27 protein-coding genes are annotated in these 25,854 nt (G+C 65.7%); 16 read left to right on the top strand and 11 right to left on the bottom strand.

Annotated elements, in window-relative coordinates:
• Positions 1-40 precede the first annotated feature (40 nt).
• Both CWS35_RS01520 and CWS35_RS01515 read right to left on the bottom strand, forming a co-directional pair.
• The gene (locus CWS35_RS01520; RefSeq protein ID WP_100955940.1) at positions 41-1,558 is read right to left on the bottom strand and encodes an acyl-CoA synthetase; all 1,518 of its coding nucleotides are present in this window, start codon (positions 1,556-1,558) and stop codon (positions 41-43) included.
• 30 nt (positions 1,559-1,588) lie between these two features.
• A complete protein-coding gene (locus tag CWS35_RS01515; RefSeq protein ID WP_100950405.1) occupies positions 1,589-2,560 on the bottom strand; it encodes a nitronate monooxygenase family protein in 972 nt (323 codons plus the stop codon).
• A gap of 176 nt (positions 2,561-2,736) precedes the next feature.
• Here CWS35_RS01515 and CWS35_RS01510 point away from each other — a divergent pair, with 176 nt between their 5' ends.
• The gene (locus tag CWS35_RS01510) at positions 2,737-3,624 is read left to right on the top strand and encodes a LysR family transcriptional regulator (protein ID WP_100950403.1); all 888 of its coding nucleotides are present in this window, start codon (positions 2,737-2,739) and stop codon (positions 3,622-3,624) included.
• 71 nt (positions 3,625-3,695) lie between these two features.
• Here CWS35_RS01510 and CWS35_RS01505 read toward each other — a convergent pair whose 3' ends face one another.
• Both CWS35_RS01505 and CWS35_RS01500 read right to left on the bottom strand, forming a co-directional pair.
• Complete coding sequence (locus CWS35_RS01505) at positions 3,696-5,267, bottom strand: glycosyl hydrolase family 17 protein (protein ID WP_100950401.1); 1,572 nt, start codon at positions 5,265-5,267, stop codon at positions 3,696-3,698.
• A 162-nt stretch (positions 5,268-5,429) separates the two neighbouring features.
• The gene (locus tag CWS35_RS01500) at positions 5,430-6,083 is read right to left on the bottom strand and encodes a DNA-3-methyladenine glycosylase (RefSeq protein ID WP_024584734.1); all 654 of its coding nucleotides are present in this window, start codon (positions 6,081-6,083) and stop codon (positions 5,430-5,432) included.
• Between the two features lie 162 nt (positions 6,084-6,245).
• Here CWS35_RS01500 and gluQRS point away from each other — a divergent pair, with 162 nt between their 5' ends.
• On the top strand, positions 6,246-7,112 hold the full coding sequence (gluQRS, locus tag CWS35_RS01495) for a tRNA glutamyl-Q(34) synthetase GluQRS (RefSeq protein ID WP_100950399.1): 867 nt from the start codon (positions 6,246-6,248) through the stop codon (positions 7,110-7,112).
• Positions 7,113-7,238: 126 nt separating this feature from the next.
• Positions 7,239-8,540 carry an ATP-binding protein gene (locus CWS35_RS01490; RefSeq protein WP_100950397.1) on the top strand — a complete coding sequence of 434 codons (1,302 nt, stop codon included), beginning with the start codon at positions 7,239-7,241 and terminating at the stop codon, positions 8,538-8,540.
• On the opposite strand, the gene CWS35_RS01485 is transcribed toward CWS35_RS01490, so the two are convergent.
• Complete coding sequence (locus tag CWS35_RS01485) at positions 8,467-9,327, bottom strand: YihY/virulence factor BrkB family protein (protein ID WP_371412483.1); 861 nt, start codon at positions 9,325-9,327, stop codon at positions 8,467-8,469. The two genes, CWS35_RS01490 and CWS35_RS01485, sit on opposite strands and share 74 nt — an antisense overlap.
• Positions 9,328-9,492: 165 nt before the next feature.
• On the opposite strand from CWS35_RS01485, the gene CWS35_RS01480 reads away from it, so the two are divergent.
• The 5 genes from CWS35_RS01480 (at position 9,493) to CWS35_RS01460 (ending at position 13,378) form a co-directional block, all read left to right on the top strand.
• On the top strand, positions 9,493-9,687 hold the full coding sequence (locus CWS35_RS01480; RefSeq protein WP_024584739.1) for a twin transmembrane helix small protein: 195 nt from the start codon (positions 9,493-9,495) through the stop codon (positions 9,685-9,687).
• A gap of 173 nt (positions 9,688-9,860) precedes the next feature.
• A complete protein-coding gene (locus CWS35_RS01475; protein ID WP_100950395.1) occupies positions 9,861-10,433 on the top strand; it encodes a cob(I)yrinic acid a,c-diamide adenosyltransferase in 573 nt (190 codons plus the stop codon).
• Positions 10,434-10,550: 117 nt separating this feature from the next.
• Positions 10,551-11,300 carry an electron transfer flavoprotein subunit beta/FixA family protein gene (locus CWS35_RS01470; protein WP_100950393.1) on the top strand — a complete coding sequence of 250 codons (750 nt, stop codon included), beginning with the start codon at positions 10,551-10,553 and terminating at the stop codon, positions 11,298-11,300.
• Complete coding sequence (locus tag CWS35_RS01465; protein ID WP_050422791.1) at positions 11,300-12,250, top strand: electron transfer flavoprotein subunit alpha/FixB family protein; 951 nt, start codon at positions 11,300-11,302, stop codon at positions 12,248-12,250. Before CWS35_RS01470 ends, CWS35_RS01465 begins: the two co-directional genes overlap by 1 nt.
• 246 nt (positions 12,251-12,496) lie before the next feature.
• The gene (locus CWS35_RS01460) at positions 12,497-13,378 is read left to right on the top strand and encodes a 3-hydroxybutyryl-CoA dehydrogenase (RefSeq protein WP_024584743.1); all 882 of its coding nucleotides are present in this window, start codon (positions 12,497-12,499) and stop codon (positions 13,376-13,378) included.
• 137 nt (positions 13,379-13,515) lie between these two features.
• Here the strand turns inward: CWS35_RS01460 and CWS35_RS01455 are convergent, their stop codons facing one another.
• Together CWS35_RS01455 and CWS35_RS01450 are read right to left on the bottom strand one after the other, a co-directional pair.
• Positions 13,516-14,727: a pyridoxal phosphate-dependent aminotransferase gene (locus CWS35_RS01455; RefSeq protein WP_168226248.1), complete on the bottom strand. Its 1,212-nt coding sequence runs from the start codon at positions 14,725-14,727 to the stop codon at positions 13,516-13,518.
• Positions 14,724-15,107, bottom strand: coding sequence for a tautomerase family protein (locus CWS35_RS01450; RefSeq protein ID WP_100950389.1), 384 nt, complete (start codon positions 15,105-15,107; stop codon positions 14,724-14,726). Before CWS35_RS01450 ends, CWS35_RS01455 begins: the two co-directional genes overlap by 4 nt.
• 108 nt (positions 15,108-15,215) lie before the next feature.
• Here CWS35_RS01450 and CWS35_RS01445 point away from each other — a divergent pair, with 108 nt between their 5' ends.
• On the top strand, positions 15,216-16,073 hold the full coding sequence (locus tag CWS35_RS01445; protein WP_100950387.1) for a LysR substrate-binding domain-containing protein: 858 nt from the start codon (positions 15,216-15,218) through the stop codon (positions 16,071-16,073).
• 7 nt (positions 16,074-16,080) lie between these two features.
• Here the strand turns inward: CWS35_RS01445 and CWS35_RS01440 are convergent, their stop codons facing one another.
• The gene (locus CWS35_RS01440) at positions 16,081-16,326 is read right to left on the bottom strand and encodes a hypothetical protein (protein WP_157817050.1); all 246 of its coding nucleotides are present in this window, start codon (positions 16,324-16,326) and stop codon (positions 16,081-16,083) included.
• Between the two features lie 195 nt (positions 16,327-16,521).
• Here CWS35_RS01440 and CWS35_RS01435 point away from each other — a divergent pair, with 195 nt between their 5' ends.
• The 3 genes from CWS35_RS01435 (at position 16,522) to CWS35_RS01425 (ending at position 17,582) form a co-directional block, all read left to right on the top strand.
• Positions 16,522-17,097, top strand: a complete 576-nt coding sequence (locus tag CWS35_RS01435; RefSeq protein WP_024584748.1) for a DUF2975 domain-containing protein — start codon at positions 16,522-16,524, stop codon at positions 17,095-17,097.
• Positions 17,098-17,106: 9 nt separating this feature from the next.
• The gene (locus tag CWS35_RS01430) at positions 17,107-17,325 is read left to right on the top strand and encodes a helix-turn-helix transcriptional regulator (protein ID WP_021079458.1); all 219 of its coding nucleotides are present in this window, start codon (positions 17,107-17,109) and stop codon (positions 17,323-17,325) included.
• 68 nt (positions 17,326-17,393) lie between these two features.
• Positions 17,394-17,582: a putative motility protein gene (locus CWS35_RS01425; protein ID WP_024584749.1), complete on the top strand. Its 189-nt coding sequence runs from the start codon at positions 17,394-17,396 to the stop codon at positions 17,580-17,582.
• Here CWS35_RS01425 and CWS35_RS01420 read toward each other — a convergent pair whose 3' ends face one another.
• Complete coding sequence (locus tag CWS35_RS01420) at positions 17,583-18,263, bottom strand: TlpA disulfide reductase family protein (RefSeq protein WP_024584750.1); 681 nt, start codon at positions 18,261-18,263, stop codon at positions 17,583-17,585.
• 127 nt (positions 18,264-18,390) lie between these two features.
• Here CWS35_RS01420 and argH point away from each other — a divergent pair, with 127 nt between their 5' ends.
• The 3 genes from argH to lysA all read left to right on the top strand — a co-directional run bounded on the left by argH (position 18,391) and on the right by lysA (position 21,488).
• Positions 18,391-19,788: an argininosuccinate lyase gene (gene argH / locus CWS35_RS01415; protein ID WP_100950383.1), complete on the top strand. Its 1,398-nt coding sequence runs from the start codon at positions 18,391-18,393 to the stop codon at positions 19,786-19,788.
• A gap of 92 nt (positions 19,789-19,880) precedes the next feature.
• Positions 19,881-20,150, top strand: coding sequence for a lipoprotein (locus tag CWS35_RS01410; RefSeq protein WP_024584752.1), 270 nt, complete (start codon positions 19,881-19,883; stop codon positions 20,148-20,150).
• A 72-nt stretch (positions 20,151-20,222) separates the two neighbouring features.
• Positions 20,223-21,488 (top strand): diaminopimelate decarboxylase, encoded by a 1,266-nt coding sequence (gene lysA / locus CWS35_RS01405; protein WP_100950381.1) that lies wholly within the window; start codon positions 20,223-20,225, stop codon positions 21,486-21,488.
• Between the two features lie 95 nt (positions 21,489-21,583).
• Here the strand turns inward: lysA and CWS35_RS01400 are convergent, their stop codons facing one another.
• Both CWS35_RS01400 and CWS35_RS01395 read right to left on the bottom strand, forming a co-directional pair.
• Entirely contained in the window at positions 21,584-22,489 is a 906-nt protein-coding gene (locus tag CWS35_RS01400; RefSeq protein ID WP_100950379.1) for an NAD(P)-dependent oxidoreductase, read from the bottom strand.
• A 190-nt stretch (positions 22,490-22,679) separates the two neighbouring features.
• Positions 22,680-23,063 (bottom strand): carboxymuconolactone decarboxylase family protein, encoded by a 384-nt coding sequence (locus CWS35_RS01395; protein ID WP_018268955.1) that lies wholly within the window; start codon positions 23,061-23,063, stop codon positions 22,680-22,682.
• Positions 23,064-23,234: 171 nt separating this feature from the next.
• Here CWS35_RS01395 and CWS35_RS01390 point away from each other — a divergent pair, with 171 nt between their 5' ends.
• Positions 23,235-25,853 carry a TIGR02302 family protein gene (locus tag CWS35_RS01390; RefSeq protein WP_100950377.1) on the top strand — a complete coding sequence of 873 codons (2,619 nt, stop codon included), beginning with the start codon at positions 23,235-23,237 and terminating at the stop codon, positions 25,851-25,853.
• The last annotated feature ends 1 nt before the right edge of the window (position 25,854 follow it).

The raw sequence follows: 25,854 nt of genomic DNA, 5'->3' as shown, positions 1-25,854 counted from the left end.
CTAAGTTTCAAACGTCGTTCGCTGCACCATCACCCTCACCTCAGCGAAGCTGTCCTTCGCGGTAGAGGTCGCGCAGCTTGCGCTTGAAGATCTTGCCGGTGGCCTCGCGCGGCAGCGCGTCCATGAAGCGGATGTCGCGCGGCACCTTGAAATTGGCGAGCTTGCCGCGCAGGAAATCCTGGATCGCGGCGACCGAAAGCGTGGCGCCGGTGTCCGGCTCGACGCAGGCGAACAGCCGCTCGCCATACTCGTCGTCGGGAACGCCGAACACCGCGCAGTCGCGGACGCCGTCCATGCCGATCAGGGTATTCTCGATCTCGGCGGGATAAATGTTGACGCCGCCCGAGATCACCATGTCGCGCTTGCGGTCGCACAGGAACAGGTAGCCGTCGGCGTCGAGATAGCCGACATCGCCGACGCTGATCAAGCCGTCGCGGTCGGCCTCGGCGCGCGCCTTGGCGTTGCCATGATAATCGAAATCCGAGATCAAGGTCTGGCGCATGAAGATCTCGCCGGGCTCGCCGACGTCGCAAGGCGTGCCGTCCGGCCGGAAGATCCTGACGATGCCGCCCTCGATTGCTCGCCCGACGGTGCCGGGCTTCGCCAGCGCTTCCGCCGAGGAGTGCCAGATCGGGATGCCGGTCTCGGTCGAGCCGAGATATTCGTTGATCACCGGACCCCACCACTCGATCATCGCGCGCTTGACGTCGACCGGGCAGGGCGCAGCGCCATGGATGATGAAGCGCAGCGACGACAGATCGTAGCGGCGCCGTGTCTCATCGGGCAGGCGCAGCAGCCGCACGAACATGGTCGGCACCATGTGCATGTGCGTGACGCCGTGGCGCGCGATCAGTTGCAGCAGATCCTCGGGGTCGAACCGCGGTTCCAGCACGATGCTGCAACCGTTGCGGAACGCGAGCATGCCGTAGGAATGCGGCGCCGAATGGTACATCGGCCCGTTCATCAGGATCACCTGATCCTCATTGGGCTTGACGCCGTAGGTGATGGCGCCGATGCGGGCGGCCGCCGGCAGCTGCTCGGGCCGCATCGGCTTGCGCCGGACGCCCTTCGGCAATCCGGTCGTGCCCGAGGTGTAGAACATCGGCGCGGCGCCGATCGGGGCGTCGGTCAGCGGCGCATGGGTGTCGCGCCATTGGTCCCAGTCGGTCATGCCATCGGGCACCCGCGCGAATTCAGGCGCCACGCCGTAGGCCGTGGCGATTTCGGGTGGCGTCGTCACGACCAATAGCTTGATCGCCGCTGGCAGCCCGTCGCGGATCTGCGGCAACAGGTCGGCATGGCAGACCAGCGTGTCGGCGCCGCTGTCGGCCAGGATATAGGCGACCTCGTCGGCTTTCAGGTGCCAGTTGATCGGCACCACCGGGCTGCCGAGTGCGGCCGCCGCCGCGACCACCTCGAACAGCGCGAAATCGTTGCGCAGCATCATGCCGACCGGCTTGCCGTCGCGCATGCCGAGGGTGCGGAAGCCGTTCGCCGCCCGCGCGATGCGGGCGTGGATGTCGCCGTAGCTGATCTGTCTCTCGCCGCTGATGATCATGTCGGCATTCTCCACGCGATCGTCCTTACGTCAGGCGCTGGCACGAACGAAATCGTTGCGTGCCTCATTAAACTCCGCCTTCAGCCGCGTCACCAGCTCGGCGACCGGCGGAGCATCGGTGATTTGGCCGATGCCCTGGCCGGAGCCCCAGATGTCGCGCCAGGCCTTGGCCTTGGTGTTGCCGCCGGAGCCGAAATTCATCTTGGACTTGTCGGCGACCGGCAGATTGGCGGGATCGAGCCCGGCTGCCGCGATCGACGGCCCGAGGTAGTTGCCGTGCACGCCGGTGAACAGGTTCGAGTAGACGATGTCATGCGCCGCGAATTCGGTCAGCGCCTGCTTGTACCTGATATCGGCGTTGGCTTCCTCGGTCGCGATGAAGCGGGTGCCCATGTAGGCGAGGTCGGCGCCGAGCGCGAGCGCCGATGCAATGCTCCAGCCGTCGGAGATCGCGCCCGACAGCAAGATCGTGCCCTTGAACCATTGCTTGACCTCGCGCACCAGCGCGAATGGCGACAGCGTGCCGGCATGGCCGCCGGCGCCGGCGCAGACCAGGATCAGGCCGTCGACGCCCTGCTCGGCGGCCTTGCGGGCATGCTTCACGTTGATGACGTCGTGGAACACCACGCCGCCATAGGAATGCGCGGCCTCGACGATCTCCAACGGCGGGCGCAGCGAGGTGATGATCACAGGCACCTTGTGCTTCACGCAGGTTTCCATGTCGTGCATCAACCGGTCGTTGGAGGCGTGGCAGATCTGGTTGACCGCGTAGGGCGCAACCTTCTTTTCCGGATGCAGCGCCTGATATTCGCCGAGCTCGTCGGCAATGCGCGTCAGCCACTCGTCGAGCTTCTCGACCGGGCGCGCGTTCAGCGCCGGGAACGAGCCGACGATGCCGGCCTTGCACTGCGCGATCACCAGTTCGGGCCCCGAGACGATGAACAGCGGGGAGCCGACGACCGGCAGTTCGAGCTTGTTGGTCAGCGAAGCAGGCAACGGCATCTTTCGGGTCCTCCATGGGCGGATCGCTCGGCCGACGGCCTGAGCGGATCGTGAATTGTTGTGGTGGCGGGAGCGTCTCTCCTGGCGGGCCAATATAAGGCTGGACGGCGTCGCGATTGCGTTCAATATTGAACAGATAGTTAGTCAAGATTGAACAGAAACGGGCGGGCTGGGGAATGGATTGGGAGCTCTGCAAGACCTTCGTCGCGGTGGCAGAGACCCGTAGTTTCGCCGCCGCCGCGCGCCGCCTGCGCATCAGCCATCCAACCGTCGGCCGCAACGTCGCGGCGCTCGAGAAGCAACTCGGCACCCGGCTGTTCGCGCGTTCCAATGACGGCCTGTCGCTGACGTCGCATGGCCGCAGGTTCCGCGAGCACACCGAGGTGATGGCGGCGGCCGCCTTGCGCGCGGAAGCCGCGGCCTCCGCGACCGGTGCGCAGGCCCGTGGCGTGGTGAAGCTGTCGATCGGCGCGACGCTGGCGGCGCACTGGCTGATGCCGCGCCTCGGGCCGTTCCTGCGCGATCATGCTAGCATCCAACTCGAGATCATCACCCACCCGTTTCCGGCCAGCGTGCGCCGCCGCGAGGCGGACGTCGTGCTGCGGCCGGTCGACGCCGGCGACGAGAACCTGATCGGCCGCAAGATCGGGCGGCTCGGCACCGGTTTCTTCGCCTCGCGCGACTATGCGGCGGGCCACAAGCTTCCGGAGCGGCGGGACGAGTGGAAGGGCCACAGCGTGATCGGCTTTGCCGACCAGGCCTCGAACGCGCACCTGGCACGGTGGAGCGATGTCATCACGCGGCAGGGCACCCTGGTGATGCGCTGTTCATCGCAGGGTGACATGCTTGCGGCGGCGCGGGCCGGGCTCGGCATCACGGCATTGTCCTGCCTGGTTGCCGCCGACTATTCCGACCTGGTTCGGGTCGCGCCGCAAAAGCTCGCGAGCCTCTCCGACCTCTGGCTGCTCGCCCATCCCGATCTGGTCGAACTTCCCGCGGTGCGCGCCGTGATCGGCTTCGTCACCGACTGCGCGCGTGAGGACCGGGTCCGGCTGCGGGGATAGAGCATGATCCGGAAAAGTGGGAACCGGTTTTCCGAAGAGACCATGCTCAAATCAAAATCGAGATCATGTCCTCAGGCTCGCGCCCGCCACAGCGTCACCGCAAGCAGGATGAAGGCGGCGCAGGTCCACAGCGACTGCCAGTTTTGCGGCCCCTCGTTGAGCGCCGTATAGATTGCCGCGGCAAGGAAAATGCCGGCAAACATCGATTCTGCCAGAGGGCGGTTGCCCTTCCCGGGCGGATTGAGCAGCGTCATGGCCGCAAAAGGCACCGCCGCCATGGTGAGGGGCGCGAACGGAAAATCGATGAAGCGCGGGTCGAAGATGAGGCCGAGTGCGGTCGCCGTGCCGATCACGGCGGTGACCATCAAGGTCAACCCGTGCATCGTCACCAGCATCGTTTCCGTGTGGTAGCCTCGTGGGCCGAGCAATTCGGCAAAGCTCGGCGGTGCGCGACCCGACACGAGGGCGTTGGCGCCGAACACCGGCGCCGCCGTTGCCGCCGCCAGAAGCGAGCCCCACACGAGCCAGCCTCCGGTGCCGTAGCTTTCATAGACCAGTCGTTGCGTGGCGACCCCGAACAGGATTCCGGCCGTGGTCGCCGAGAGCCCAACCGCAAGCCATGACACGAGCCAGGATTCCGTTGGCTCCCGCGGCTTGCGGCGCACGGTCAACCATGCCGCGCCGAACGCCAGGATGGCCAGCGCCATGCCGCCGGCCATTTGCAGCTTCCAGTGCGGGAAATTGCTGATCGGCACGCCCGCCGGATATTTCAGTGTTCGCTGTTCGGAAGAGAACAGGCCCCAGGATCCACCGACCGTGCCCTCGATCTCGCGCTTCCACCCTTCGTCATAGGCCTCGAACAAATTGACGCGGAAATGCTCGCGCCGGGCCAGGTCGAGCACCTCCGCGACCACGCGCGCCTGATTGACGGGCGACGGCAGCGCGGACTCGCGCATCCGCCCCTCGCTCGGCCAACCTATTTCCCCAATGAAGATCTCCTTGCCCGGAAAGGCCGCCGCGACCTCGCGGCGCATCTCGTCGGCGTGCGCGGCGGCCTGTTCCGCCGGGATCGGCACGTTCTCCCAATAGGGCAGGATGTGGATCGTGACGAAGTCGACCGCGTCGGCCAGTTCGCGATTGCTCAGCCAGAACTCCCAGACGTCGGCATAGGTGACGGGCACGCGGACCTGCGTCTTGATCGAGCGGATCGTCGCGGCGAGATCGGACGCTGACATCTCCTTGCGCAGCAGGACCTCGTTGCCGACCACGAGCGCGATGATCGTGTCCGGATATTGTTTCGCGAGGCGGATCGCCGTTTCGACCTGCGTCGCATTCTTCTTCCGGTCTCGATCGAGGAAAATGCCTTGAATGACCTTCAGCCCCGCCTTGCCCGCGAGGCCCGGAATCTGATCGAGACCAAGGTCGGTCGCATAGGTGCGGATGCAGTTTGAGATCTTCGCGAGTTGCGCCAGATCCTCCGCGATCTGCTCAGGCGAGACCTGCGTTGCCGGCGAAAGCGACGTCTGGTTGTCGCGGAACGGGGCGTATGAGATGCACTGGACCTTGTCGCTCGGATCGATCGGCGCGCGCACCAGGGTGATCGGGATGCCGAGCCACCACCACACCGCGGCGATCGCGCTCAGCGAGACCAGGAGAAGCGTCAGCGGGATGCGGGGCGATACCAGGTCCGTCCTCCGTGAGGGGATGTGCTGGGCGTGCGGAATGACAGGGCAGGCAAACTGATTAAGTATTCGTCGGTCGATGCTAGCACGCGATCAGGCCGTTGCAGCGTTTTTCTCGATCGCCTACTTCGCGCTGGCGATCACGCCTTCGCGATTCTTCAGGACACGATAATAGGCCCACCACAGATGCGCGGCGGCGCCGCGCAGCGGCCGCCACGGCTCGGCAAGCGGCGCCATCTGCTTTGGCGTCGGCCGCTCCTTCAGCCCGAGCCCGACCTTCATTGCTTCCTGCACCGCGAGGTCGCCTGCCGGCCAGGCATCGCCATGGCCGAGGCAGAACAGCAGATAGACGTCGGCGGTCCACGGGCCGATTCCGGGCAGCGCGGTCAGCGTGTTGTGCGCGGCATCAGCGTCCTCGTTGGCGAGCACGTCGAGGTTCAGCCGCTCGTCGGCAAGCTCGCGCGCGATGTGCTTCAGCGTCTTGATCTTGGCCGCGGAGAGGCCGAGCCGGCCGAGCCGGTCGGCGCGCGCCCTGCGGATCGCATCATGGTGGAACGGGTCGAATGCCTTGCTGACCCGTCCCCAGATCGCCGCCGCGCTCGCGGTCGACAGCTGTTGGCCGCAGATGATCGCGGCAAGCCCGGCAAACCCCGCCTCGCGTTGCCGGATCGCCGGCATGCCGGTCAGTTCGAGGATCGGCCGCAGGCGTCGATCCTGGTCGACCAGCTTGTGGATGGCGTCGTCGAGGTCGGCCTGGGTTTCGAGATGAATCAGCATTGCGGCTCTATATCAACTTGTCATGCGCGGGCTTGACCCGCGCATCCATCTCCTATCGTAACAGAGTCTTGTCCAGCCGCATGATCCGGAAAGGTGGAGATCGGTTTTCCGGAGAGATGATGCCCAAACAGAGGTCGCCGAATCGAGCCCGGCACAAGCACCATGCCAGCCATCTTCCGTTTCGCACCGAGTCCGAACGGCCACCTTCATCTCGGCCACGCCTATTCGGCGCTGCTCAACCACGACCTCGCACGGCAGACGGGCGGGCGCTTGCTGCTGCGGATCGAGGACATCGATGCGACGCGCTGTCGTCCGGAGTTCGAATCCGCGGTCTACGAAGACCTCGCCTGGCTCGGCATTGGCTGGGAAACCCCGGTGCGGCGGCAGTCCGAGCATTTTGCCGCCTATGGTGCTGCGATCGACCGCCTGACGGCGCAGGGGCTGGTCTATCCGAGCTTCGAGAGCCGCGCCGACATCGCACGGCTGGTTGCCGACAGGGAAGCCGGCGGCGCGTGGCCGCGCGATCCGGACGGCGCGCCGCTTTATCCGGGCACCGCCAAATCGCTGGCGCAGACGGAGCGCGAACGGCTGATCGGGCAGGGCGCACCATTCGCATTGCGGCTCGACATGGCGGCGGCCTGTGCGCACGCCGGTTCACTGCGCTGGCGGGAACAGGGCGACGGGCCGGCCGGAGAGACCGGAGACATGGTGGCGCGACCCGAGGCCTGGGGCGACGTGATCCTGGCGCGCAAGGAGACCCCGACCAGCTACCATCTCTCCGTCGTGATCGACGATGCGTTGCAAGGCGTCACGGATGTGGTCAGGGGCGCTGACCTGTTCTGGTCCACCAGCGTGCACCGGTTGTTGCAGGAGTTGCTGGGCCTGCCCGTGCCCACCTACCGGCACCATCGCCTCATTCGAGACGCCGCCGGCCAAAAACTGTCGAAATCGACCCAGGCGACCGCACTGCGCGCCTTGCGCGCGGACGGCGCAAGCCCGGCCGACATCCGCCGCCTCGTTAGCCTGTGATGGGTTCGGGCGCGAAGCAGGGCGGTTACCATCATGCCGCTTTGCGGTGGCCGGCCGCAAACGCTGCCGTGACTCCGGCACGGCTGGCATGCCATGTTGTCCTTTGGGGCGGGGATTACTGAGATCATGGCGTCAAAATCGCGCGTACGGCGCAGCAAGCGGCCATCCGGAAGGACGCCGCCCAAGCCGCGCGCCGCCAAAACGCGCACCATCAAGAAGCGCTCCACCAAGGCAGCGACCAAGCCGCGCGGCAAGCGCGCCGCATCGAAGGCGGCGCCGAAGGCCGGTTCCGGCATGGTCGAGACCGCACTCGCCGCCTTTGCCCACGAGGTGCGGACGCCGCTGACCGGAATCCTCGCGATCAGCAACCTGCTCGCGACGTCGGACCTCGGCGAGCGCGAGCGGCGCTGGGTCGATACCATCAAGGCCGGCGCCGAGCATCTGGCGAGCTTGGCGACGTTGTTTGTCGATGCTGCCCGGAGCGACGGGCCGGGGCTCGAGATCCGGCGGGATTTCTTCGACCTGCGCGCGCTGGCGCGCCATGCCGGGGATTCGCTGGCCGGCCGTGCGGCCGCCAAGGGACTGCGGGCCTCGGTCGCGGTCTCCGACGGACTGCCCGGCTTCGCGGTCGGCGATCCCGTCCGCCTGCGTGCGGCGCTGGAAAACCTGATCGACAACGCCGTCAAGTTCACCGAGCAGGGGACGGTCGAGCTGCATGTCGCGCCGGTGCGCGTGGCCAAGGCGAGGGATCGTGGCGGGGTCGGCGTTGCCTTTGCGATTTCCGACAGCGGCATCGGGCTTTCGCTCGCCGAGGTCAAGCGCCTGTTCCGGCCGTTCTCGCAGGCCAACGTCTCGATCGCCGCGCGGTTCGGCGGCGCCGGGCTCGGGCTGTCCTCGGTCCGGCAACTCGCGCGCGCCATGGGCGGCGACATCGCGGCCGCCCAGCGTGCCGGGGGCGGCACCACCTTCACGCTCACCGTAAAGCTGGCGCCGGCTGAAGGGCCGGCCAGCCCCGGGGTGGGCGAAGACAGAGCAGCGCCGGCATCGCGGGGGCTGCGGCTGCTCAGTGTCGAGGACAATCCGTTCGGCCGGGTCGTGCTCAACACGATCCTGACTGAGCTCGGTCACCATACCGAATTCATCGGTCAGGGCGAGGTCGCCCCTGACAGGCTGGCGCGCGGCGCCTTCGACGCTGTGCTGATGGATATGGTCCTGCCGGGAATCGGCGGCGTCGAGACCATCAAGCGCATCCGTGCGTTGCCGCCGCCGCACGGCCGCACCGCGATCGTCGGGATTTCCGGTCGCGCCGAGGACGAAGCCGCGGCGCGCGCTGCCGGCGCCGACACCTTCCTGGTCAAGCCTGTTTCTCCGCGGGCGCTAGCGACTGCGCTGCTTGAAGCGACACGCCGCGCGGCAGCCGCGACTTGATGATCGCCGCGTTCAGCTCGCCGCCGAACACGAAGATCGCGGCGATGAAATACAGAAACACCAGCGCGATGATCACCGAGGCGAGCCCCGCATACATCGTCACATAATTGTTGGCGAAGCGCGCCAGATACATGCCGAAGCCGATGCCCGAGATCAGCGACGCCACCATGGTGAAGATGATGCCGGGCAGGATCTGGGTGAAGCCGCGGCGCCCCGCCGGCAGCCAAGCATGCAGGATGAAGAGCGCGACGACCAGCGCCAGCACCGTGATGCCGTAACGGGCGGTGTTGACCAGGCTCTCGTTCGATTCGACGAAGAATGGGATATAGCGCCGCGCCGCCTCGATGATCAGGGGCCCGAGCACGATCAGGAAGGCCATCGCGAGCGAGGTGAACGCGGCGACCAGCGTGTAGCCGATCGATTCCAGCCGCAGCCAGTACCAGCGCCGCGGCTCGATCACGGCATAGGCGCGGTTCAGCGCCACCCGCAGCGCCTCGACCCCGTTGGAGGCGAAGTAGACCGCAAGCACCGCGCCGATGGTCAGGATGTCGCCGCGGGTCTTGGTCAGCACGTCGTGGATCTGGCCGGACAGCGCTTCGGCGACCTGCGTCGGCCAGACCTGGAGCAGCAGCCCGACGGCCTGGTCGGCGAGCTCCTTGGAGCCGAAGAAACCGGCCACCGACGTCAGCACGATCAGGAACGGAAACAGCGCCATCAGGGTCGACAGCGCGATGTGGCTCGCGATCGCCCAGCCGTCATCGGCGAGGAACGTGTAAAAGGCATCCATCACGACGTTGAAGACGTAACGAAGCTGTTTCACATTCCACCCGGCATTGTCGAAATCGCTCGCTCCGAGAACCAACCCAGCATCTGATATTACGCACGGAAAAGCCAGTTGGTTGCATTGCGGAGCTGTGTGGAAGTCCGCGTCCTGCGGTGTTATGTACCGCAGATGACATCCGTCCTCAGTACGATCATTCTTCCCATTGCCGTCGGCGCCGTCGCGCTGGTGCTCCTGCTCGGCCTCATCAACATGATGAAGGGCGGCTCGCCGAATACGTCGCAGAAGCTGATGCGGCTGCGCGTGCTGTTGCAGTTCGTCGCCATCGTCATTGCGATGCTCGCGGTCTGGGCGATGGGGCGTTAGGGCGGATGATACGGATTCTTCACCTCTCCCATTGGGAGAGGTCGGATCGCCTTGGCGATCCGGGTGAGGGGTTCAGGTCTCTCGTTAGACTATGACCCCTCACCCGCTCGCAAGATGCTCGCGACCTCTCCCTACGGGAGAGGTGGAAACCAACACTGGAGCCGGAGCTGACCATGGTCGTCCTCAATCGGATCTACACCCGCACCGGCGATGACGGCAGCACGGCGCTCGGTTCCGGCGAGCGGCGTCCGAAATACGATCTGCGCGTTGCTGCCTATGGCACGGTCGACGAAACCAATGCCGCGATCGGCGTGGTGCGGCTGCATCTGGCCGACAGTCCCGAGGTCGATGCGATGCTCGGCCGAATCCAGAACGATCTGTTCGATCTCGGCGCCGATCTTGCGGTGCCGGAGCGCGACGGCAAGGCCGAGCGGCTGCGCGTGCTGGCAAGCCAGGTCGAGCGGCTGGAGCGCGACATCGACAGCCTGAACGATCAGCTCGCGCCGCTGACCTCCTTCGTGCTGCCGGGCGGAACGCCGGCATCCGCATATCTGCATCTCGCCCGGACGATATGTCGCCGCGCGGAACGCATCATGGTGGAACTCGCCGCCAGGCCCGACGAGCGGGTCAATGCCGCTGGCATCCAATATATGAACCGCCTGTCGGATTTCCTGTTCGTTGCCAGCCGCTTCCAGAACAATAAGGGGGCCGGGGACGTGTTGTGGGTGCCGGGCCAGAACCGCTAAACTGGTTCAAAACCGGGGGGCGGTTTTTTGGCTTTCGCGCGTTGACCGGGGGGTGAGGGACCTTTAGGTTCCGCGCCAGCCAACCGAAACCCATAAAATCAAAGCGAAAGAGGATCGATGAAGGTTCTTGTGCCGGTAAAGCGGGTCGTCGACTACAACGTCAAGGTCCGCGTCAAGAGTGACGGATCGGGCGTGGAGCTCGCCAACGTCAAGATGTCGATGAACCCGTTCGACGAAATCGCCGTCGAGGAAGCGCTGCGGCTGAAGGAAGCCGGCAAGGCGACCGAAGTCGTGGTGGTGTCGATCGGACCGGCGCAGGCTTCGGAGACCATCCGCACCGGTCTCGCCATGGGCGCCGACCGCGGCATCCTGGTCAAGGCCGAAGGCAATGTCGAACCGCTCGCGGTCGCCAAGATCCTGAAGGCCGTGGTCGATGCGGAGCAGCCCGGCCTCGTCATTCTCGGCAAGCAGGCGATCGACGACGATTCGAACCAGACCGGCCAGATGCTGGCCGCACTGCTCGGCTGGTCGCAGGCGACCTTCGCCTCCAAGCTCGAGGTCGAAGGCAGTGACTTCAAGGTCACCCGCGAAGTCGACGGCGGTCTGCAGACCATCAAGCTCAAGGGCCCGGCGATCGTCACCACCGACCTCCGCCTCAACGAGCCGCGTTACGCGTCGCTGCCCAACATCATGAAGGCGAAGAAGAAGCCGATCGACGACAAGAGCGTCGCTGACTACGGCGTCGACGTGACGCCGCGTCTGGAAGTGCTGAAGACCGCGGAACCGGCAGGCCGCAAGGCGGGCGTCAAGGTCAAGGACGTCGCCGAACTCGTGAACAAGCTCAAGACCGAAGCCGGGGTTCTCTGATGACGACGCTGTTGATTGCCGAACACGACCACGAGACCCTGAAGGACTCGACCAACAAGGCGCTGACCGCGGCGAGCCAGCTCGGCGGCGACGTGCATGTGCTGGTTGCCGGTGGCGGTCAGGGCACCAAGGCTGCGGCGGAAGCCGCCGCCAAGCTCGCCGGCGTCAGCAAGGTGCTGGTGGCCGAAGGCCCGGCCTATGAACACGATCTCGCCGAGCCGCTGGCCGCGCTGATCGTCGCGCTGGCCCCCGGCTATGACGCCTTCGTCGCGCCCGCGACCTCGCGCTTCAAGAACGTGATGCCGCGCGTCGCAGCGCTGCTCGACGTCATGCAGGTCTCCGAGATCATCAAGGTCGTCGCGCCCGACACCTATGAGCGGCCGATCTATGCCGGCAACGCGATCCAGACCGTGAAGTCGAAGGACGCCAAGAAGGTGATCACGGTCCGCACCTCGACCTTCGCCGCCGCCGGCGAAGGCGGCAGCGCGGCAATCGAGAACGCCGCGTCCGCCGCCGATCCGGGCCTGTCGACGTTCGTCGGCGAGGAAGTTGCCAAGAGCGACCGTCCGGAACTGACCTCGGCCAAGATCATCGTCTCCGGCGGCCGTGCCATGCAGAGCCGCGAGAACTTCGCCAAGTACATCGAGCCGCTCGCCGACAAGCTCGGCGCCGGCGTCGGCGCCTCGCGCGCCGCGGTCGATGCCGGCTACGCGCCGAACGACTGGCAGGTCGGTCAGACCGGCAAGGTGGTGGCCCCGGAACTCTATGTCGCGGTCGGCATCTCCGGCGCGATCCAGCATCTGGCCGGCATGAAGGACTCCAAGGTGATCGTCGCCATCAACAAGGATGAAGACGCGCCGATCTTCCAGGTCGCCGATTACGGCCTGGTCGCCGACCTCTACCAGGCGGTTCCGGAATTGACCGAAGCACTCGGCAAGCTCGGAAAGTAAGCGACAAAATACCGGCCGGATGAGTAATCTCCGGCCGGTGTTATTATTGTTGGGGCAACGATCCGGAAACGGTTTTCCGGAAAGATCGTGCCCGACAAGGAAGATGGATCGGATGCGATTACTTGGTGATCACATCATGGTCCCGGGAAACGTTTTCCGGCGGATTGGGCAACCCGGAAGGCTTCGCTTCGGGTATCGTTGGAATTGGGCAGGCGCGACATGCGCGCCGTTCCGGTGGATGACAAGATGACGGTGGCAATCAAAAAGGTCGGCGTGATCGGTTCGGGCCAGATGGGCAACGGCATCGCCCATGTGGCGGCGCTGGCTGGCTTCGACGTGGTGCTCAACGATGTCTCGGGCGACCGGCTGAAGTCGGCGCTGGCGACCATCAACGGCAATCTGACCCGCCAGGTCGCCAAGAAGGCGATCAGCGAGAGCGAGAGGAAGCAGGCGCTCGACCGCATCGCTTCCGCCGAAACGATCGATGCGCTGGCCGATTGCGATCTCGTGATCGAGACCGCGGTCGAGAAGGAAGAGACCAAGCGCAAGATCTTCCACGACGTCTGTGCGGTGCTGAAGCCCGAAGCGATCGTCGCGACCAACTCGTCGTCGATCTCGATCACGAGGCTCGCCGCCTCGACTGATCGCCCGGAGAAATTCATCGGCATTCATTTCATGAATCCGGTGCCGGCGATGGAGCTGGTCGAGCTGATCCGCGGCATCGCCACCGACGACGTGACCTTCGACACCGCCAAGGCGTTCGTCGCCAAGCTCGGCAAGCAGGTCGCGGTGTCGGAGGATTTCCCCGCCTTCATCGTCAACCGCATCCTGCTGCCGATGATCAACGAGGCGATCTATACGCTGTATGAAGGCGTCGGCAACGTCGAGGCGATCGATGCCGCGATGAAGCTCGGCGCGCACCATCCGATGGGCCCGCTCGAGCTCGCCGATTTCATCGGCCTCGATACCTGCCTGTCGATCATGCAGGTGCTGCATGAGGGGCTGGCGGATTCCAAATACCGGCCGTGCCCGCTGCTGGTGAAGTATGTCGAGGCTGGCTGGCTCGGACGCAAGAGCCAGCGCGGCTTCTACGACTATCGCGGCGACAAGCCGGTCCCGACGCGATAGTCATCGGCTCGCGCTTCAGTTCAGCGCCCGCAACAGCGCAAGCGTCGCGGGTACGAGACTGATGATGACAGTTACGCCCGTCCCAAGTCCGAACAAATGAGCTGCTAGCGCAAGACGCTGTCTCTGCTGGAGAGGCGTCATTGCAGTGTCGCGCAGGCGCGCCTCACCCGTCTCGCGGCTTCCTCGATGGTCGCCGACGGGTTGGCGAAGCTGACGCGGAAATAGGGCGACAGCCCAAAATCCTCGCCGGGGAACACCACCACGTCCGCCTGTTCGAGCAGATAGGTCGAGAAGTCGCGGTCGGTCTCGATCGCCCGGCCGTCGGGCGCGCGCTTGCCGATCACGCCGGCGCAGTTGACCAGCAGATAGAACGTGCCTTCGGGCGGCGCGCAGGACAACCCGGCGCATCCGTTCACGAGTTCGACAAAGCGATCCCGCCGCCCGCAAAGGATTGCGGCGCGCTCGGCCAGCACCTCCTGCGCGCCATCGAGCGCCGCGACCGCGGCGGCCTGGCTGATCGACGATGCGCCGGACGTGGTTTGCGACTGGATCGTGATCATCGCGCGGATCAGCGCCGCAGGTCCGGCGGCATAGCCGATCCGCCACCCCATCATGGCGTAGCTCTTGGCGAGGCCGCTGACCGTCAGCGTCCGCGGCTTCAGGCGCGGCTCGATTGCCGCTAGCGTCGGCGCCGGCGCGCCGTCGAACGTGATGTGCTCGTAGAGCCCGTCGGCCAGCACGAAGATGTCCGGATGCTGCAACAGGACCGCGGCGATCTCGCTGAGGTCCTCATGCGAATACAGCGCGCCGGAGGGATTGACCGGATTGTTGACGATGACCCAACGGGTTCGCGCCGAGATCGCCGCTCGCAGATCATCCGCGCGCAGCTTGAAGCCGTTGTTCTGCGCGCATGGCACGACCACCGGCGTCGCGCCTGCGAGCCGCACCTGGTCGAGATAGGGGGCCCAATAGGGTGCGGGGATGATCACTTCGTCTTCGGCTGCCAGCGTCGCCAGCAGCGCGTTGAACAGCGCCTGGGTCGAGCCGTTGGTGATGGCGATCTCGTCCAGCCCGTAGTCGAGGCGATGATCGCGCCGCAGCGCGGCCTGCACCGCCTGCTTCAGCTCCGGCGTACCATCGACATCGGTGTAACGGGTCTCGCCGCGCAGGGCCGCCTGATGCGCCGCCGCGATCACATGGTCAGGCGTCGGGAAGTCCAGGTTGCCCGACGACAGCTCGATGATGTCGCGCCCGGCCGCGCGCAGCTCGCGTGCGCGGCGCCGCAGCACCGATGCGGGCGAAGGCTTGATGCCGCTCATCCGCGGCGAGAGGAGCGGTGTGGCAGTCATCGGACGTACTGCGCCTCACCGTTGCCGAACGACCAGTTCTCGGGCAGCACCTCGACCAGGTTGATGAAGATGTCCTCGCGGCGCAGCCCGGGACTTTCCGCCAGCAGCTCGACGATCCGCCGATACAGCCTCTGCTTCTGCGCCACGGGGCGGGTGTTGCTGACCGTGATCTGGATGATGACCAGGTCGTCGCTCCGCCTGATGCCGAGGTAATCGGCGCCGTAGACGAAGTCGTCATCGTCGTGCTCGGAGATCGTCATGAAGCGATCGTCTTCCGGCACATCGAAGGTCTCGCGCATGGCGCGATACAGGCTTTCGAGGATTGACTTGCGGTAGGCGGCGGGCTTGCCCCGCCGCAGCGAGACGCGGGTCAGCGGCATGATGTTGGCTCTCCTAGCGGCGATCGTTGCGTTCAGCCGAACCTAGGGCTTCGTTGATCATTGGAAAACCGTATGATAATGCATTTCAATGATATTCATTTCCAATGAATGGCCATGAAGGCGCTCGACATCGAGGCGGTGCAGGCCTTCGTGCTGGTGGCGGACCTCAGTAGCTTCACCCGCGCGGCCCAGGCGATGGAGACCACGCAGTCCGCGGTCAGCCTGAAGATCAGGCGGCTGGAGGATGGGCTCGGCCGCCGGCTGCTGGAGCGAACGCCGCGGTTGGTGCGGCTGTCCGCTGAAGGCGCCGCCTTCCTCGGCGCCGCGCGCGATCTGGTTGCCGCGCATCAGTCGGCGATCGGGGCGTTCGCGGTCGAGCACCGGCGGCTGATGGTCGGCATCAGCCACCACATCGTCGGATCGGAGCTCGCATCGCTGTTGAAGCGGATGAACGCCACCGATCCGGGGCTGGTGATCCAGCTCCATGTCGACACGTCGCGGTCCGTGCTCAGCGCATTCGACGACGGCAGGCTCGATGCGGCGATCGTGCTGCGCCACGACGCCGAACGCCGCGATGGCGACGTCTTGTTCGAGGAATCATTCGGCTGGATGGCCGCACCCGATTTCCACCATCGCCCTGGCGAGCCGCTGCGTCTGGCGACACAGGCCGAGCCGTGCAGCGTGCGCGCGATGGCGGTCGAGGCGCTCGACGCTGCCGGCATTCCCTGGACCGAAGCGTTCGTCGGTGGCGGCCTTGCGACGATCGGCGCGGCGATTTCAGCGGGCCTTGCGGTCGCGGCGCTGGCGCGCCGGGTGGCGCCGGCGGATACCGTCGACCTCGGGCCGCGGCTTGGCCTGCCGCCGTTGCCGAGCCGCGATGTCGTGCTCTACTCAAAGCTGTCCGACGTGCGGACCCGGCAGGCGCTTCGCACGCTCGGTGCGGCCTTCGCGGCGAACGCGGCTTAGGCGTCCGTCATTCGGTCAACCGGCATCCTGCGCGCCTCAGCATGCCGCGGATGATCAGCGGCGTCGCCGGTGTCTCGGCGGTGGCGCCGGCGATCGCGTCGCGAGCCTGCTGTGCGTCGAGTGACAGCCGCCGCGCGCAGGGCGGCAGGCCGCGTGCCGTATCCATCAGCCAGCCGGCGGTTTCGCCTGACCCGGCCAGATACGCCGTCAATGTCTGGCGCGCGGTCGGATTGGTGGCGGCCTGATCCAGCATCGCCCCGACCTGCGCGACCGAGATCTGTCCACGCGATGTCGAAGGCTGCGCATGCACGGTTGTGGTCAGCAAGAGAAGAGCGCAGATGGTGCGCGCGGGGCGTCGGAGCATGAGGTACCTTTCAAGATATGTTGACTTGCGAATATTTATTATCGTAAAACAATAATAATACGCCAGCAACCTCCGAGGTCGAGTATGTCTGTGTCCCTTTCGTCAGAGTTTTCCCCGTCCGTGCGGCCCGCGCGCCTCGCCCGCATCCGCTCGGTCAGCCGCGTGCTCGCCTATGCGTGTACCGCGATCTCCTTCGTGCTCGCCGTGGGATTACTGGCCTATTGGCTGGCGAGCCCGGATGAGGCGATCCTGCGCGATGCCGGGCTGAACGGCGTCGCATTCCATCCGATCGGTTGGCTGGTCCGCGTGATGAGCCTGATGGTCTCGGCAATGCCGCTGGCCTGTCTGATCTGGGGATTGTCGCGGGTGCGCCGCTGCTTCAGTGCGTTCGCCGCGGGACGTTTCTTTACCGCCGATAACGTTGCGGGGTTGCGCGACCTCGCGATCGCGATGCTCGCCTCGACCCTGCTGAAGCCGCTGATCGGCGCGCTGCTCTCGATTTTGCTGAGCTGGCAGACCTACGCGCAAGGCAAATCGGTCGTGATCGCGTTCGGCTCCGATACGCTGCTGGCCCTGCTGTTCGCCGGCCTAGTCGCGGTGACCGCCTGGGTGATGGCCGAGGCCAACGCGATCGCCGACGAGCACGCGCAATTCGTCTGAGGCTTTGCAATGCCGATCCGGGTCCGGCTCAACGTGATGCTCGCCGAGCGCAACGTGAAATCGAAGGAGCTTGCCGAATATGTCGGGATCACCGAGGCCAATCTGTCCCTGCTCAAGCAGGGCAAGGTGAAAGGCGTCCGGTTCGACACACTGGAGCGGATCTGCACCTATCTGAAGTGCCAGCCGGGCGACCTCCTGCGCCATGAAGACGACGATGCGTCAGCCTGACGCGGCCATCCGTTACCCAAGCATTAACTTTCGCGCGCTACGTCAAGTTGCACTTGGGAGTACCGCGTATGGACATGATGAGCATGGTCACCAGCATCCTGTCGATGCAGCAGGGCAACCTGCAAGGTGAGATCGCGACCCGCGTGACCAAGCAAAACCTCGACGCGGAAAAGTTCGCGGTTCAGACCCTGCTCGGCACGCCTTCGACCGCGAATCTGTCGCCCGGAATCGGCGGCAACCTCAACGCCGTCGCCTGATCAGAACCCCGCCGCGGCCGGGGCTAGCGCCGCCTTCACCAGCTTGATCGCATCGTCGCTCGCCCATTCGGCGGGGCCGGCGATATTGGCGATCTCGCAGCCCTGGCCGTCGACCAGCACCGAGGTCGGCATGCCGAGCGCCTTGCCTATGTTCTTAAGATCCTGAAAAACCTTGGCTTTCTGATCGCTGAAATAGCTGAGATTGGTCAGATTGGCCTCTTTCAGGAAGTTCTTCGGCTTGTCCGGGTCGCGGGTGTCGATGTTGATCGCGACCACCTCGAAATCCTTGCCGCCGAGCTTGGTTTGCAGGCTGTCGAGCGCCGGCATCTCCTTGCGGCAGGGTACGCACCAGGTGGCCCACAGATTGACCAGCACGGTCTTGCCGCGCCAATCCGAGAGTTTCTTCGGCTGGCCGTTGGCGTCCTCGAAGGCGAGGTCCGGTATCCTCAACGGCGTGGTGGCCATGGTCAGCGCCGCGACCTCGCCATGGGCGAGCGGGGCGATCTTCTTGGCCAGTGCGACCGCGCCGTTGCAGGCCACGTCGCCGCCGGGGGGATGCCTGAGGCTGGAGACCCCGACATAGCCGATCACGGCTCCGACCAGCACGGCGCCGATCACCAGCGGTATGCGCCGCTTGGCAGTCGGCTTGGCGGTCGGCTCAGATGGGGGCGTCTCGGGCATATCGTTTGTCATCCTGGGTCAGTTATGGCTATGCAGTGCCGGGAATACGTTCGGAACCGCCATCCTGTTTCGCGCTACGGCCAATGAAACAGCAAGGCCTGAAATGCAAATTCGTGAGCGAGATGTCATGAGCAACAAGATGTGGGGCGGCCGGTTCTCGGAGCGTCCCGACGCGATCATGGAGGAAATCAACGTCTCCATCGACGTCGACCGTCACCTTTATGCCCAGGACATTGCCGCGTCCAAGGCCCACGCCGCGATGCTCGCCGCGCAGGGCATCATCACCTCAGCTGATGCGAAAAATATCGGTAAAGGTCTAGACACGATTTTGTCAGAAATCGGCAAGGGCGATTTCGACTTCAAGCGTGCGCTCGAGGACATCCATATGAACGTGGAGTCGCGGCTGTCCGAGCTGATCGGGCCGGCCGCGGGCCGGCTGCACACCGCACGCTCGCGCAACGACCAGGTCGCCACCGATTTCCGGCTCTATGTCCGCGACACGATCGACGAGACGAACGCGGCGCTGGCCGCGTTCCAGCAGGCGCTGGTGACCCGCGCGCTGGAGCATGCCGGAACCGTGATGCCGGGCTTCACCCATCTGCAAACCGCGCAGCCCGTCACCTTCGGCCATCATCTGCTGGCCTATGTCGAGATGGCCGGCCGCGACCGTGGCCGCTTTGCCGACGCGCGCAAGCGGCTGAACGAATCGCCGCTCGGCGCCGCCGCGCTCGCCGGCACCTCGTTTCCGATCGACCGCACTGCGACCGCCAAGGCGCTCGGCTTCGACCGTCCGATGGCCAATTCGCTCGACGCGGTATCGGATCGCGATTTCGTGCTGGAGACGCTGTCGGCCGCCGCGATCTGCGCGGTGCACATGTCGCGCTTCGCCGAAGAGATCGTGATCTGGACCTCGCCGCTCGTCGGCCTCGTCAAGCTCAGCGACAAGTTCACCACCGGCTCGTCGATCATGCCGCAGAAGCGCAATCCGGACGCGGCCGAGCTGGTGCGCGCCAAGACCGGCCGTGTGATCGGTGCGCTCACCGCGCTCCTGATCGTGATGAAGGGCCTGCCGCTCGCCTATCAAAAGGACATGCAGGAGGACAAGCAGGGCGCGATGGAGGCGTTCGAGGCGCTGTCGCTCGCGATCCGCGCCATGACCGGCATGGTCGAGGATCTGGTGCCCGACGAAGCAAAGATGAAGGCCGCGGCCGGCGAGGGCTATGCCACTGCGACCGACCTTGCCGACTGGCTGGTGCGCACCCTGAAAATGCCCTTCCGCGATGCCCACCACGTTACCGGACGCATCGTCGGCTTGGCCTCCAGCAAGGGCGTGGCGCTGCACGAACTGCCGCTTGCGGCCATGCAGGAGGTCGAACCGAAGATTACGGCAGAGGCGCTGAAGGTGCTCAGCGTCGAATCCTCGGTCAAGAGCCGGACCTCGTTTGGCGGCACGGCGCCGAAGAATGTGATGGCGCAGGCCAAGGCCTGGGCCAAGCGGCTGGAAAAAGAGCGAAAATTGGGCTGATCGTGAAAATTTGGCCGTGATTTCATCGTCCTCCGCCTCTCGCCAGAGCACGCCAATGTTTGTATGGTGCGCCCCAAATTGGGGAATTCGTCGTGACTAGCAAGAACCGCCTGACCCCCTCGGGATGGGCCATTATTGTGCTGGGCGTTTCGGCGCTTGCGCTGGGCGGCTGCGGCCGCAAGGGACCGCTCGACCTGCCGCCGACCGCGAACGCCGCGCCGGGCGCCGCAGCGAGCGATACCGAGAGCGAGCGGGCGGCACAGCCCAGCGTGTTCAATCCGACCTATGGCTCGGATGCGGCGCCGGCCGCGACGCGTGGCAATAAACGGCCCTTCGTCCTCGATCCGCTGCTCGGCAACTAATTTCGGGAGCATGATACGGAAAAGTGGCAACCGGTTTTCCGAACAGATCATGCTCAAACAACCTAGCGTGTCATGAATCATTTCGACTATCGCAACGGCGTGCTGCATGCCGAGGCGGTCAATCTCATTGAGCTGGCGGAAGCCGTCGGCACGCCGTTCTATTGCTATTCGACCGCGACGCTGGAGCGGCACTATCGCGTCTTCACCGAAGCCTTCGCCGGCGAGAAGGCGTTGGTGTGCTACGCCATGAAGGCGAACTCCAACCAGTCGGTGTTGCGGACGCTGGCCAAGCTCGGCGCCGGCGCCGACGTGGTGTCCGGCGGCGAATTGAAGCGGGCGCTGGCGGCTGGCATTCCGCCCTCGAAGATATTGTTCTCCGGCGTCGGCAAGACCGAACCCGAGCTGCGTGCCGCACTCGCGGCCGACATCCTCTGCATCAATATCGAGTCCGAGCCGGAGCTCGAGATGCTGTCGCGACTCGCGGTCGAGATGAAGACCACCGCGCGGATCTCGGTGCGGGTCAATCCCGACGTCGATGCCGGCACCCATGCCAAGATTTCCACCGGCAAGTCGGAGAACAAGTTCGGCATTCCGATCGCACGCGCCCGCGAGGTCTATGCCCGCGCGGCGAAGCTGCCGGGCATCAAGGTCACCGGCACCGACGTGCATATCGGCAGTCAGATCACCGATCTCGGCCCGCTGGAGGCCGCCTTCCGCCTGCTCGCCGAATTCGTGCAGACGCTGCGCGCCGACGGCCATGACATCTCGCATGTCGATTTTGGCGGTGGCCTCGGCATTCCCTATTACATGGACCGCGCCGCGCCGCCGGAACCGGCCGCCTATGCCGCGATGGTCAAGCGCGTCACCCACAATCTCGGCTGCACGCTGATGTTCGAGCCGGGCCGCATGATCGTCGGCAATGCCGGCATCCTCGTGGCCCGCGTGATCCATGTGAAGCCGGGCGATGCCAAGAATTTCGTCATCATCGACGCCGCGATGAACGACCTGATCCGGCCGACGCTGTATGAGGCGCATCACGACATCCTGCCCGTGCGGCAGCCAGCCGCCGCCACGCCGACCATGATCGCCGACGTGGTCGGCCCGGTCTGCGAGACCGGCGACTATCTCGCGCTCGACCGCGCGCTGCCGCAGCCGAAGGCCGGCGATCTCCTGGCGATCATGACCGCCGGCGCCTATGGCGCGGTGCAGGCCGGTACCTATAACACGCGGCCGCTGGTGCCGGAGGTGCTGGTCAAGGACGACCAATACGCCGTGATCCGCCCGCGCATCGATGTCGACGCACTGATCGCGATGGACAAGCCCGCGCCGTGGCTGTGATTTTGTAGGATGGGTGGAGCGCAGCGATACCCATCGTCTCGCCGCACGGGAACCATCGATGGGTATCGCTGCGCTCCACCCATCCTACGCACCGCTTATTTGGCGGCGTGACTGCCTTTTCCGCCCACGATCACGCCCGCAGCCTTCTCGATCGGCTTGATCGCCGCGGTGAAATCCGACTCCGCGCCTTCCTCCCGGATGATCACCTCCCAGAGCCGGCCGACGGCTTCGGCGACCTCCATCGACAGCCCGAGCGAGCGCATCTCCTCGACCGCGAGGCGGACGTCCTTCACCATCAAGCCGGTGGCGAAGCCGAAGTCGAAGCTGCGCGGCAAGACCGAGCGAGGAAACTTGTCGCGGCTCGCGGTGTTCAGCCCCGAGCCGGCATTGATGACGTCGATCATCACGGCCGGATCGAGCCCGGACTTCACGCCCATCACCACGGCTTCCGAGGTCGCAACCATCGCGGTTGCGGAGAGGAAGTTGTTGGCGAGCTTCATGGTCTGGCCGGAGCCCGGCTTGGTGCCGATGAAGAACACCTTGCCGATGTCGTCGAGCGCGCCCTTGACCAGCTCGAAATCGGCGCGCGGGCCCGACACCATCACCGCCAGCGTGCCCTTCTCGGCGCCGGAGACACCACCCGAGACCGGGCTGTCGATCTGCACGATGTTCTTCTTCGCCAGCAGATCGTGGATCTTCACCGCCATCTGGGAGCCGACCGTCGACAGATCGATGAAACGCTTGACGCGCGTGCCCTCGATCACGCCGCCCGCACCGGTCGCGACCTCGAGCGAGGCCTGCAACGAGGGCAGGCTCGCCATCACGGTCTCGACGCGGTCGGCGATATCCTTGGGCGACGTCGCGGCCGCAGCGCCAAGCGCAACAAGCCGGCCGAGTGCGTCCTTGCTGGTGTCGAACACGGTGAGCTTGTGGCCGGCCTCGATCAGCCGGCGCGCCATCGGGAAGCCCATCTTCCCGAGGCCGATGAATCCGATTTCCATGGGTCGTTTCCTTATTCTTCGTTATGCGCGAAGCCCCGCGCCCCTCGATGTCGTCCTGGCGAAAGCCAGGACCCATAACCACCGCATTAGATTGTTGTGCGACGCTGGGGCTCCAGCATCTCTCATCACGAACGCCTGTGGTTATGGGTCCCGGCCTTCGCCGGGACGACGGCGGTGAGGCAGCAGCGCCTCACGCCTTGTTGTCGAGCTCGGCGAACACTTCGCGCGCGATGCGGAAGCTGTCGACGCCCGCGGGAATGCCGGCATAGATCGAGACCTGCATGAAGATCTCGCGGATCTCGTCGCGTGACACGCCATTGGTCAGCGCGCCCTTGATATGCGCCTTCAACTCGTGCGGACGGTTCAGGATCGAGATCATGGCGAGGTTGAGCATGCTGCGGGTCTTGCGCGGCAACTCCTCGCGGCCCCAGACCGCGCCCCAGCAATATTCGGTGACGAGTTCCTGGAACGGCTTGTTGAAGCTGTCCGAGTTCTTCAGCGCATTGTTGACATAGGCCTCGCCGAGCACCGCCTTGCGGATTTCGAGCCCCTTGTCGTGCGTCTTCTGGTCCATGTCGTTTCCTCATGCGTTAAGGCGTTGGTTCGGCCGGGACGTTACGGGGTCGAACCGCCGCAGTCACGCCTTCGTGTTATGCGTATTTCCCGGTGTGGGTTACGTCCCGGAACGGGTGCCTCAAAGCCGCCGCTGTGCTAGGCTGACCTGCCGGCTACCCCGGAGATTTTATTGAGCGGAGCCAACATCGACCCGTCTGACACCCCGTCAAGCGCCGCGCGCGACAGCGATGCGGCTGCGCGGCTGAAGCTGACGCAACAGAAGCTCAACGAGGCTCTGCAGCGGGCAAAATTCGCGATTGCGTGGGAACGGGCCTGGCCGCATCTGGCGCGGTTCCTGACGGTCGTAGGACTGTTCCTGGTCGCGTCCTGGGCGGGGCTGTGGCTCGTGCTGCCGTTTGTCGCACGCGTGGCCGGTGCTGGGTTGTTCGGCCTTGCCGGGCTCGCGGCGCTGCTGCCGCTGGTGCACTTCCGCTGGCCGAGCCGCGAGGAAGGGCTGAGCCGGCTCGACCGCGGCGCCGGCATCCCGCACCGTCCCGCGACCACGCTCTCCGACACGCTCACCAACAAGGATCCGTTCGCGCTGGCGCTATGGCAGGCGCAGCGCGAGCGCACATTGGCCTCGCTCAAGCGGATCAGCGCCGGTCTGCCGCGGCCGCGTGTCTCGCTGCACGATCCCTGGGCGCTGCGCGCGCTGGTCATCGTGATGCTGGTCGCGACCTATGTCGCCGCCGGCGACGAACGCGGCCTGCGGGTGGCCTCGGCGTTCGACTGGAACGGCATCATGGCGCCGGCCAATGTCAGGGTCGATGCCTGGGTGACGCCGCCGAACTACACCGGCAAGCCGCCGATCATCCTGTCCAACGCCAACAAGGACGCCAGCGCCGCCGACAACACCCCGCTCGCGGTTCCCTCCGGCAGCACGCTGCTGGTGCGCTCCAGCGGCGGCACTATCGACGTCGTCGTCGGTGGCGGCGTCACCGAGGTCGCGCCCGACGGGCAGGCGCCGAAGGGCACCAACGAGCGCCATTTCAAGATCACCGCCGACGGCACCGCGCATGTCCGCGCACCGGCCGGCCAGCCGCAGTGGAAATTCACCGCGACGCCGGACCGTGCGCCGTCGATCGCGCTCGCCAAGGATCCGGAGCGGCAGGCGCGCGGCGCCTTGCAGCTGTCTTACAAGCTCGAGGACGATTACGGCGTCAGCGAAGCCCGCGCCCAATTCGTGGCGCGGCCTGCCGATGCGGGCAAGGATGCCGACGGCAAGCCCGCGCAGCCGCGGCCGTTGTTCGAGGCGCCGCAATTCGCGCTGGTGCTGCCGAACGCGCGCACCCGCAACGGCGTCGGCCAGACCGTGAAGGACCTCAGCGAGGACCCCTATGCCGGCGCCGACGTGACGCTGACGCTGACGGCCAAGGACGAGGCCGGCAATGAGGGCAAGAGCGAACCCTTCAACATGCGCCTGCCCGAGCGACTGTTCACCAAGCCCCTGGCGCGCGCGCTGATCGAGCAGCGCCGCATCCTGGCGCTCGACGCCAACCAGAACGGCCAGGTCTATGCCGCGCTCGATGCGTTGATGATCGCGCCGGAAATGTTCACGCCGGAGACCGGCTATTATCTCGGCCTGCACTCCGTGGCCCGCCAGCTCGAAGCGGCTCGCACCGACGACCAGCTGCGCGAGGTGGTTGCCAGCCTGTGGGCGCTCGCCGTCACCATCGAGGACGGCAACATCAGCGATGTCGACAAGGCGCTGCGCGCGGCGCAGGACGCGCTCAAGCAGGCGCTGGAGCGCGGCGCCAGCGACGAGGAGATCAAGAAGCTCACCGACAATCTGCGCGCGGCGCTCGACAATTTCCTGCGCCAGCTTGCCGAGCAATACCGCAACAATCCCCAGCAGCTCGCCCGCCCGCTCGATCCCAACGCCAAGGTCTTGAGCCAGCAGGACCTCAAGAACATGCTTGATCGCATGGAGCGGATGTCGCGCTCCGGCGACAAGGAATCTGCGCGGCAGCTGCTCGAGCAGATGCAGCAGATGCTGGAAAATCTGCAGATGGCGCAGCCCGGACAGGGCGACGACGGCATGCAGCAGTCGCTCAACGAGCTCGGCGACATGATCCGCAAGCAGCAGCAATTGCGTGACAAGACCTTCAAGCAGGGCCAGGATTCCCGTCGCGACCGGATGCGCGGCAAGCAGGGCGACCAACCGATGGGCGACCTGCAGCAGGATCAGCAGGCGCTGCGCGACCGGTTGAAGAAGTTGCAGGAGGAACTCGCCAAGCGCGGCATGGGTCCGGAGCAGCGCGGCCAGAAGGGCCAAAAAGGTCAGCAAGGCGATCAGGCCCAGCAGGGCGAGCAAGGCGGCGACCAGGGTGAACAGGGCGACGACGGCGACGGGCTCGATCAGGCCGATTCCGCGATGGGCGATGCGTCCGGCAGGCTCGGCGAGGGCAATGCCGACGGCGCCGTGGATTCGCAAGGGCGCGCGCTCGATGCGCTGCGCAAGGGCGCGCAAAGCCTCGCCGAAGCGATGCAGCAGGGCGATGGCGACCAGCAGGGCGACGGCCAAGGCAATCGCGCCGGCCGCCAGCAGAGCGGCGGCAACCAGACCGATCCGCTCGGCCGTCCGCTGCACGGCCGCGAGTTCGGCGACGACTACACGGTGAAGATCCCCGGCGAGATCGACGTCCAGCGCGTCCGCCGCATCCTCGAAGAACTGCGCCGCCGCCTCGCCGATCCGTCACGGCCGCAGATCGAGCTCGACTACATCGAGCGGCTGTTGAAGGATTATTGAG

The organism is Bradyrhizobium sp. SK17 (assembly GCF_002831585.1).
Lineage (GTDB): Bacteria > Pseudomonadota > Alphaproteobacteria > Rhizobiales > Xanthobacteraceae > Bradyrhizobium.
This window is presented reverse-complemented; position numbering and strand designations above follow the sequence as displayed.

What these genes read in the sequence shown, in the direction of transcription:
- CWS35_RS01400 (WP_100950379.1), bottom strand. Translation starts at nt 22,489, where the DNA reads ATGGAAATCGGATTCATCGGCCTCGGGAAGATGGGCTTCCCGATGGCG.
- CWS35_RS01455 (WP_168226248.1), bottom strand. Translation starts at nt 14,727, where the DNA reads ATGACTGCCACACCGCTCCTCTCGCCGCGGATGAGCGGCATCAAGCCT.
- CWS35_RS01480 (WP_024584739.1), top strand. Translation starts at nt 9,493, where the DNA reads ATGACATCCGTCCTCAGTACGATCATTCTTCCCATTGCCGTCGGCGCC.
- CWS35_RS01430 (WP_021079458.1), top strand. Translation starts at nt 17,107, where the DNA reads ATGCCGATCCGGGTCCGGCTCAACGTGATGCTCGCCGAGCGCAACGTG.
- CWS35_RS01445 (WP_100950387.1), top strand. Translation starts at nt 15,216, where the DNA reads ATGGCCATGAAGGCGCTCGACATCGAGGCGGTGCAGGCCTTCGTGCTG.
- CWS35_RS01490 (WP_100950397.1), top strand. Translation starts at nt 7,239, where the DNA reads ATGGCGTCAAAATCGCGCGTACGGCGCAGCAAGCGGCCATCCGGAAGG.
- CWS35_RS01500 (WP_024584734.1), bottom strand. Translation starts at nt 6,083, where the DNA reads ATGCTGATTCATCTCGAAACCCAGGCCGACCTCGACGACGCCATCCAC.
- CWS35_RS01475 (WP_100950395.1), top strand. Translation starts at nt 9,861, where the DNA reads ATGGTCGTCCTCAATCGGATCTACACCCGCACCGGCGATGACGGCAGC.
- CWS35_RS01460 (WP_024584743.1), top strand. Translation starts at nt 12,497, where the DNA reads ATGACGGTGGCAATCAAAAAGGTCGGCGTGATCGGTTCGGGCCAGATG.
- CWS35_RS01465 (WP_050422791.1), top strand. Translation starts at nt 11,300, where the DNA reads ATGACGACGCTGTTGATTGCCGAACACGACCACGAGACCCTGAAGGAC.
- CWS35_RS01435 (WP_024584748.1), top strand. Translation starts at nt 16,522, where the DNA reads ATGTCTGTGTCCCTTTCGTCAGAGTTTTCCCCGTCCGTGCGGCCCGCG.
- CWS35_RS01425 (WP_024584749.1), top strand. Translation starts at nt 17,394, where the DNA reads ATGGACATGATGAGCATGGTCACCAGCATCCTGTCGATGCAGCAGGGC.
- gluQRS (WP_100950399.1), top strand. Translation starts at nt 6,246, where the DNA reads ATGCCAGCCATCTTCCGTTTCGCACCGAGTCCGAACGGCCACCTTCAT.
- CWS35_RS01450 (WP_100950389.1), bottom strand. Translation starts at nt 15,107, where the DNA reads ATGCCGCTGACCCGCGTCTCGCTGCGGCGGGGCAAGCCCGCCGCCTAC.
- CWS35_RS01520 (WP_100955940.1), bottom strand. Translation starts at nt 1,558, where the DNA reads ATGATCATCAGCGGCGAGAGACAGATCAGCTACGGCGACATCCACGCC.
- CWS35_RS01395 (WP_018268955.1), bottom strand. Translation starts at nt 23,063, where the DNA reads ATGGACCAGAAGACGCACGACAAGGGGCTCGAAATCCGCAAGGCGGTG.
- lysA (WP_100950381.1), top strand. Translation starts at nt 20,223, where the DNA reads ATGAATCATTTCGACTATCGCAACGGCGTGCTGCATGCCGAGGCGGTC.
- CWS35_RS01510 (WP_100950403.1), top strand. Translation starts at nt 2,737, where the DNA reads ATGGATTGGGAGCTCTGCAAGACCTTCGTCGCGGTGGCAGAGACCCGT.
- CWS35_RS01420 (WP_024584750.1), bottom strand. Translation starts at nt 18,263, where the DNA reads ATGCCCGAGACGCCCCCATCTGAGCCGACCGCCAAGCCGACTGCCAAG.
- argH (WP_100950383.1), top strand. Translation starts at nt 18,391, where the DNA reads ATGAGCAACAAGATGTGGGGCGGCCGGTTCTCGGAGCGTCCCGACGCG.
- CWS35_RS01440 (WP_157817050.1), bottom strand. Translation starts at nt 16,326, where the DNA reads ATGCTGGATCAGGCCGCCACCAATCCGACCGCGCGCCAGACATTGACG.
- CWS35_RS01470 (WP_100950393.1), top strand. Translation starts at nt 10,551, where the DNA reads ATGAAGGTTCTTGTGCCGGTAAAGCGGGTCGTCGACTACAACGTCAAG.
- CWS35_RS01515 (WP_100950405.1), bottom strand. Translation starts at nt 2,560, where the DNA reads ATGCCGTTGCCTGCTTCGCTGACCAACAAGCTCGAACTGCCGGTCGTC.
- CWS35_RS01485 (WP_371412483.1), bottom strand. Translation starts at nt 9,327, where the DNA reads ATGGATGCCTTTTACACGTTCCTCGCCGATGACGGCTGGGCGATCGCG.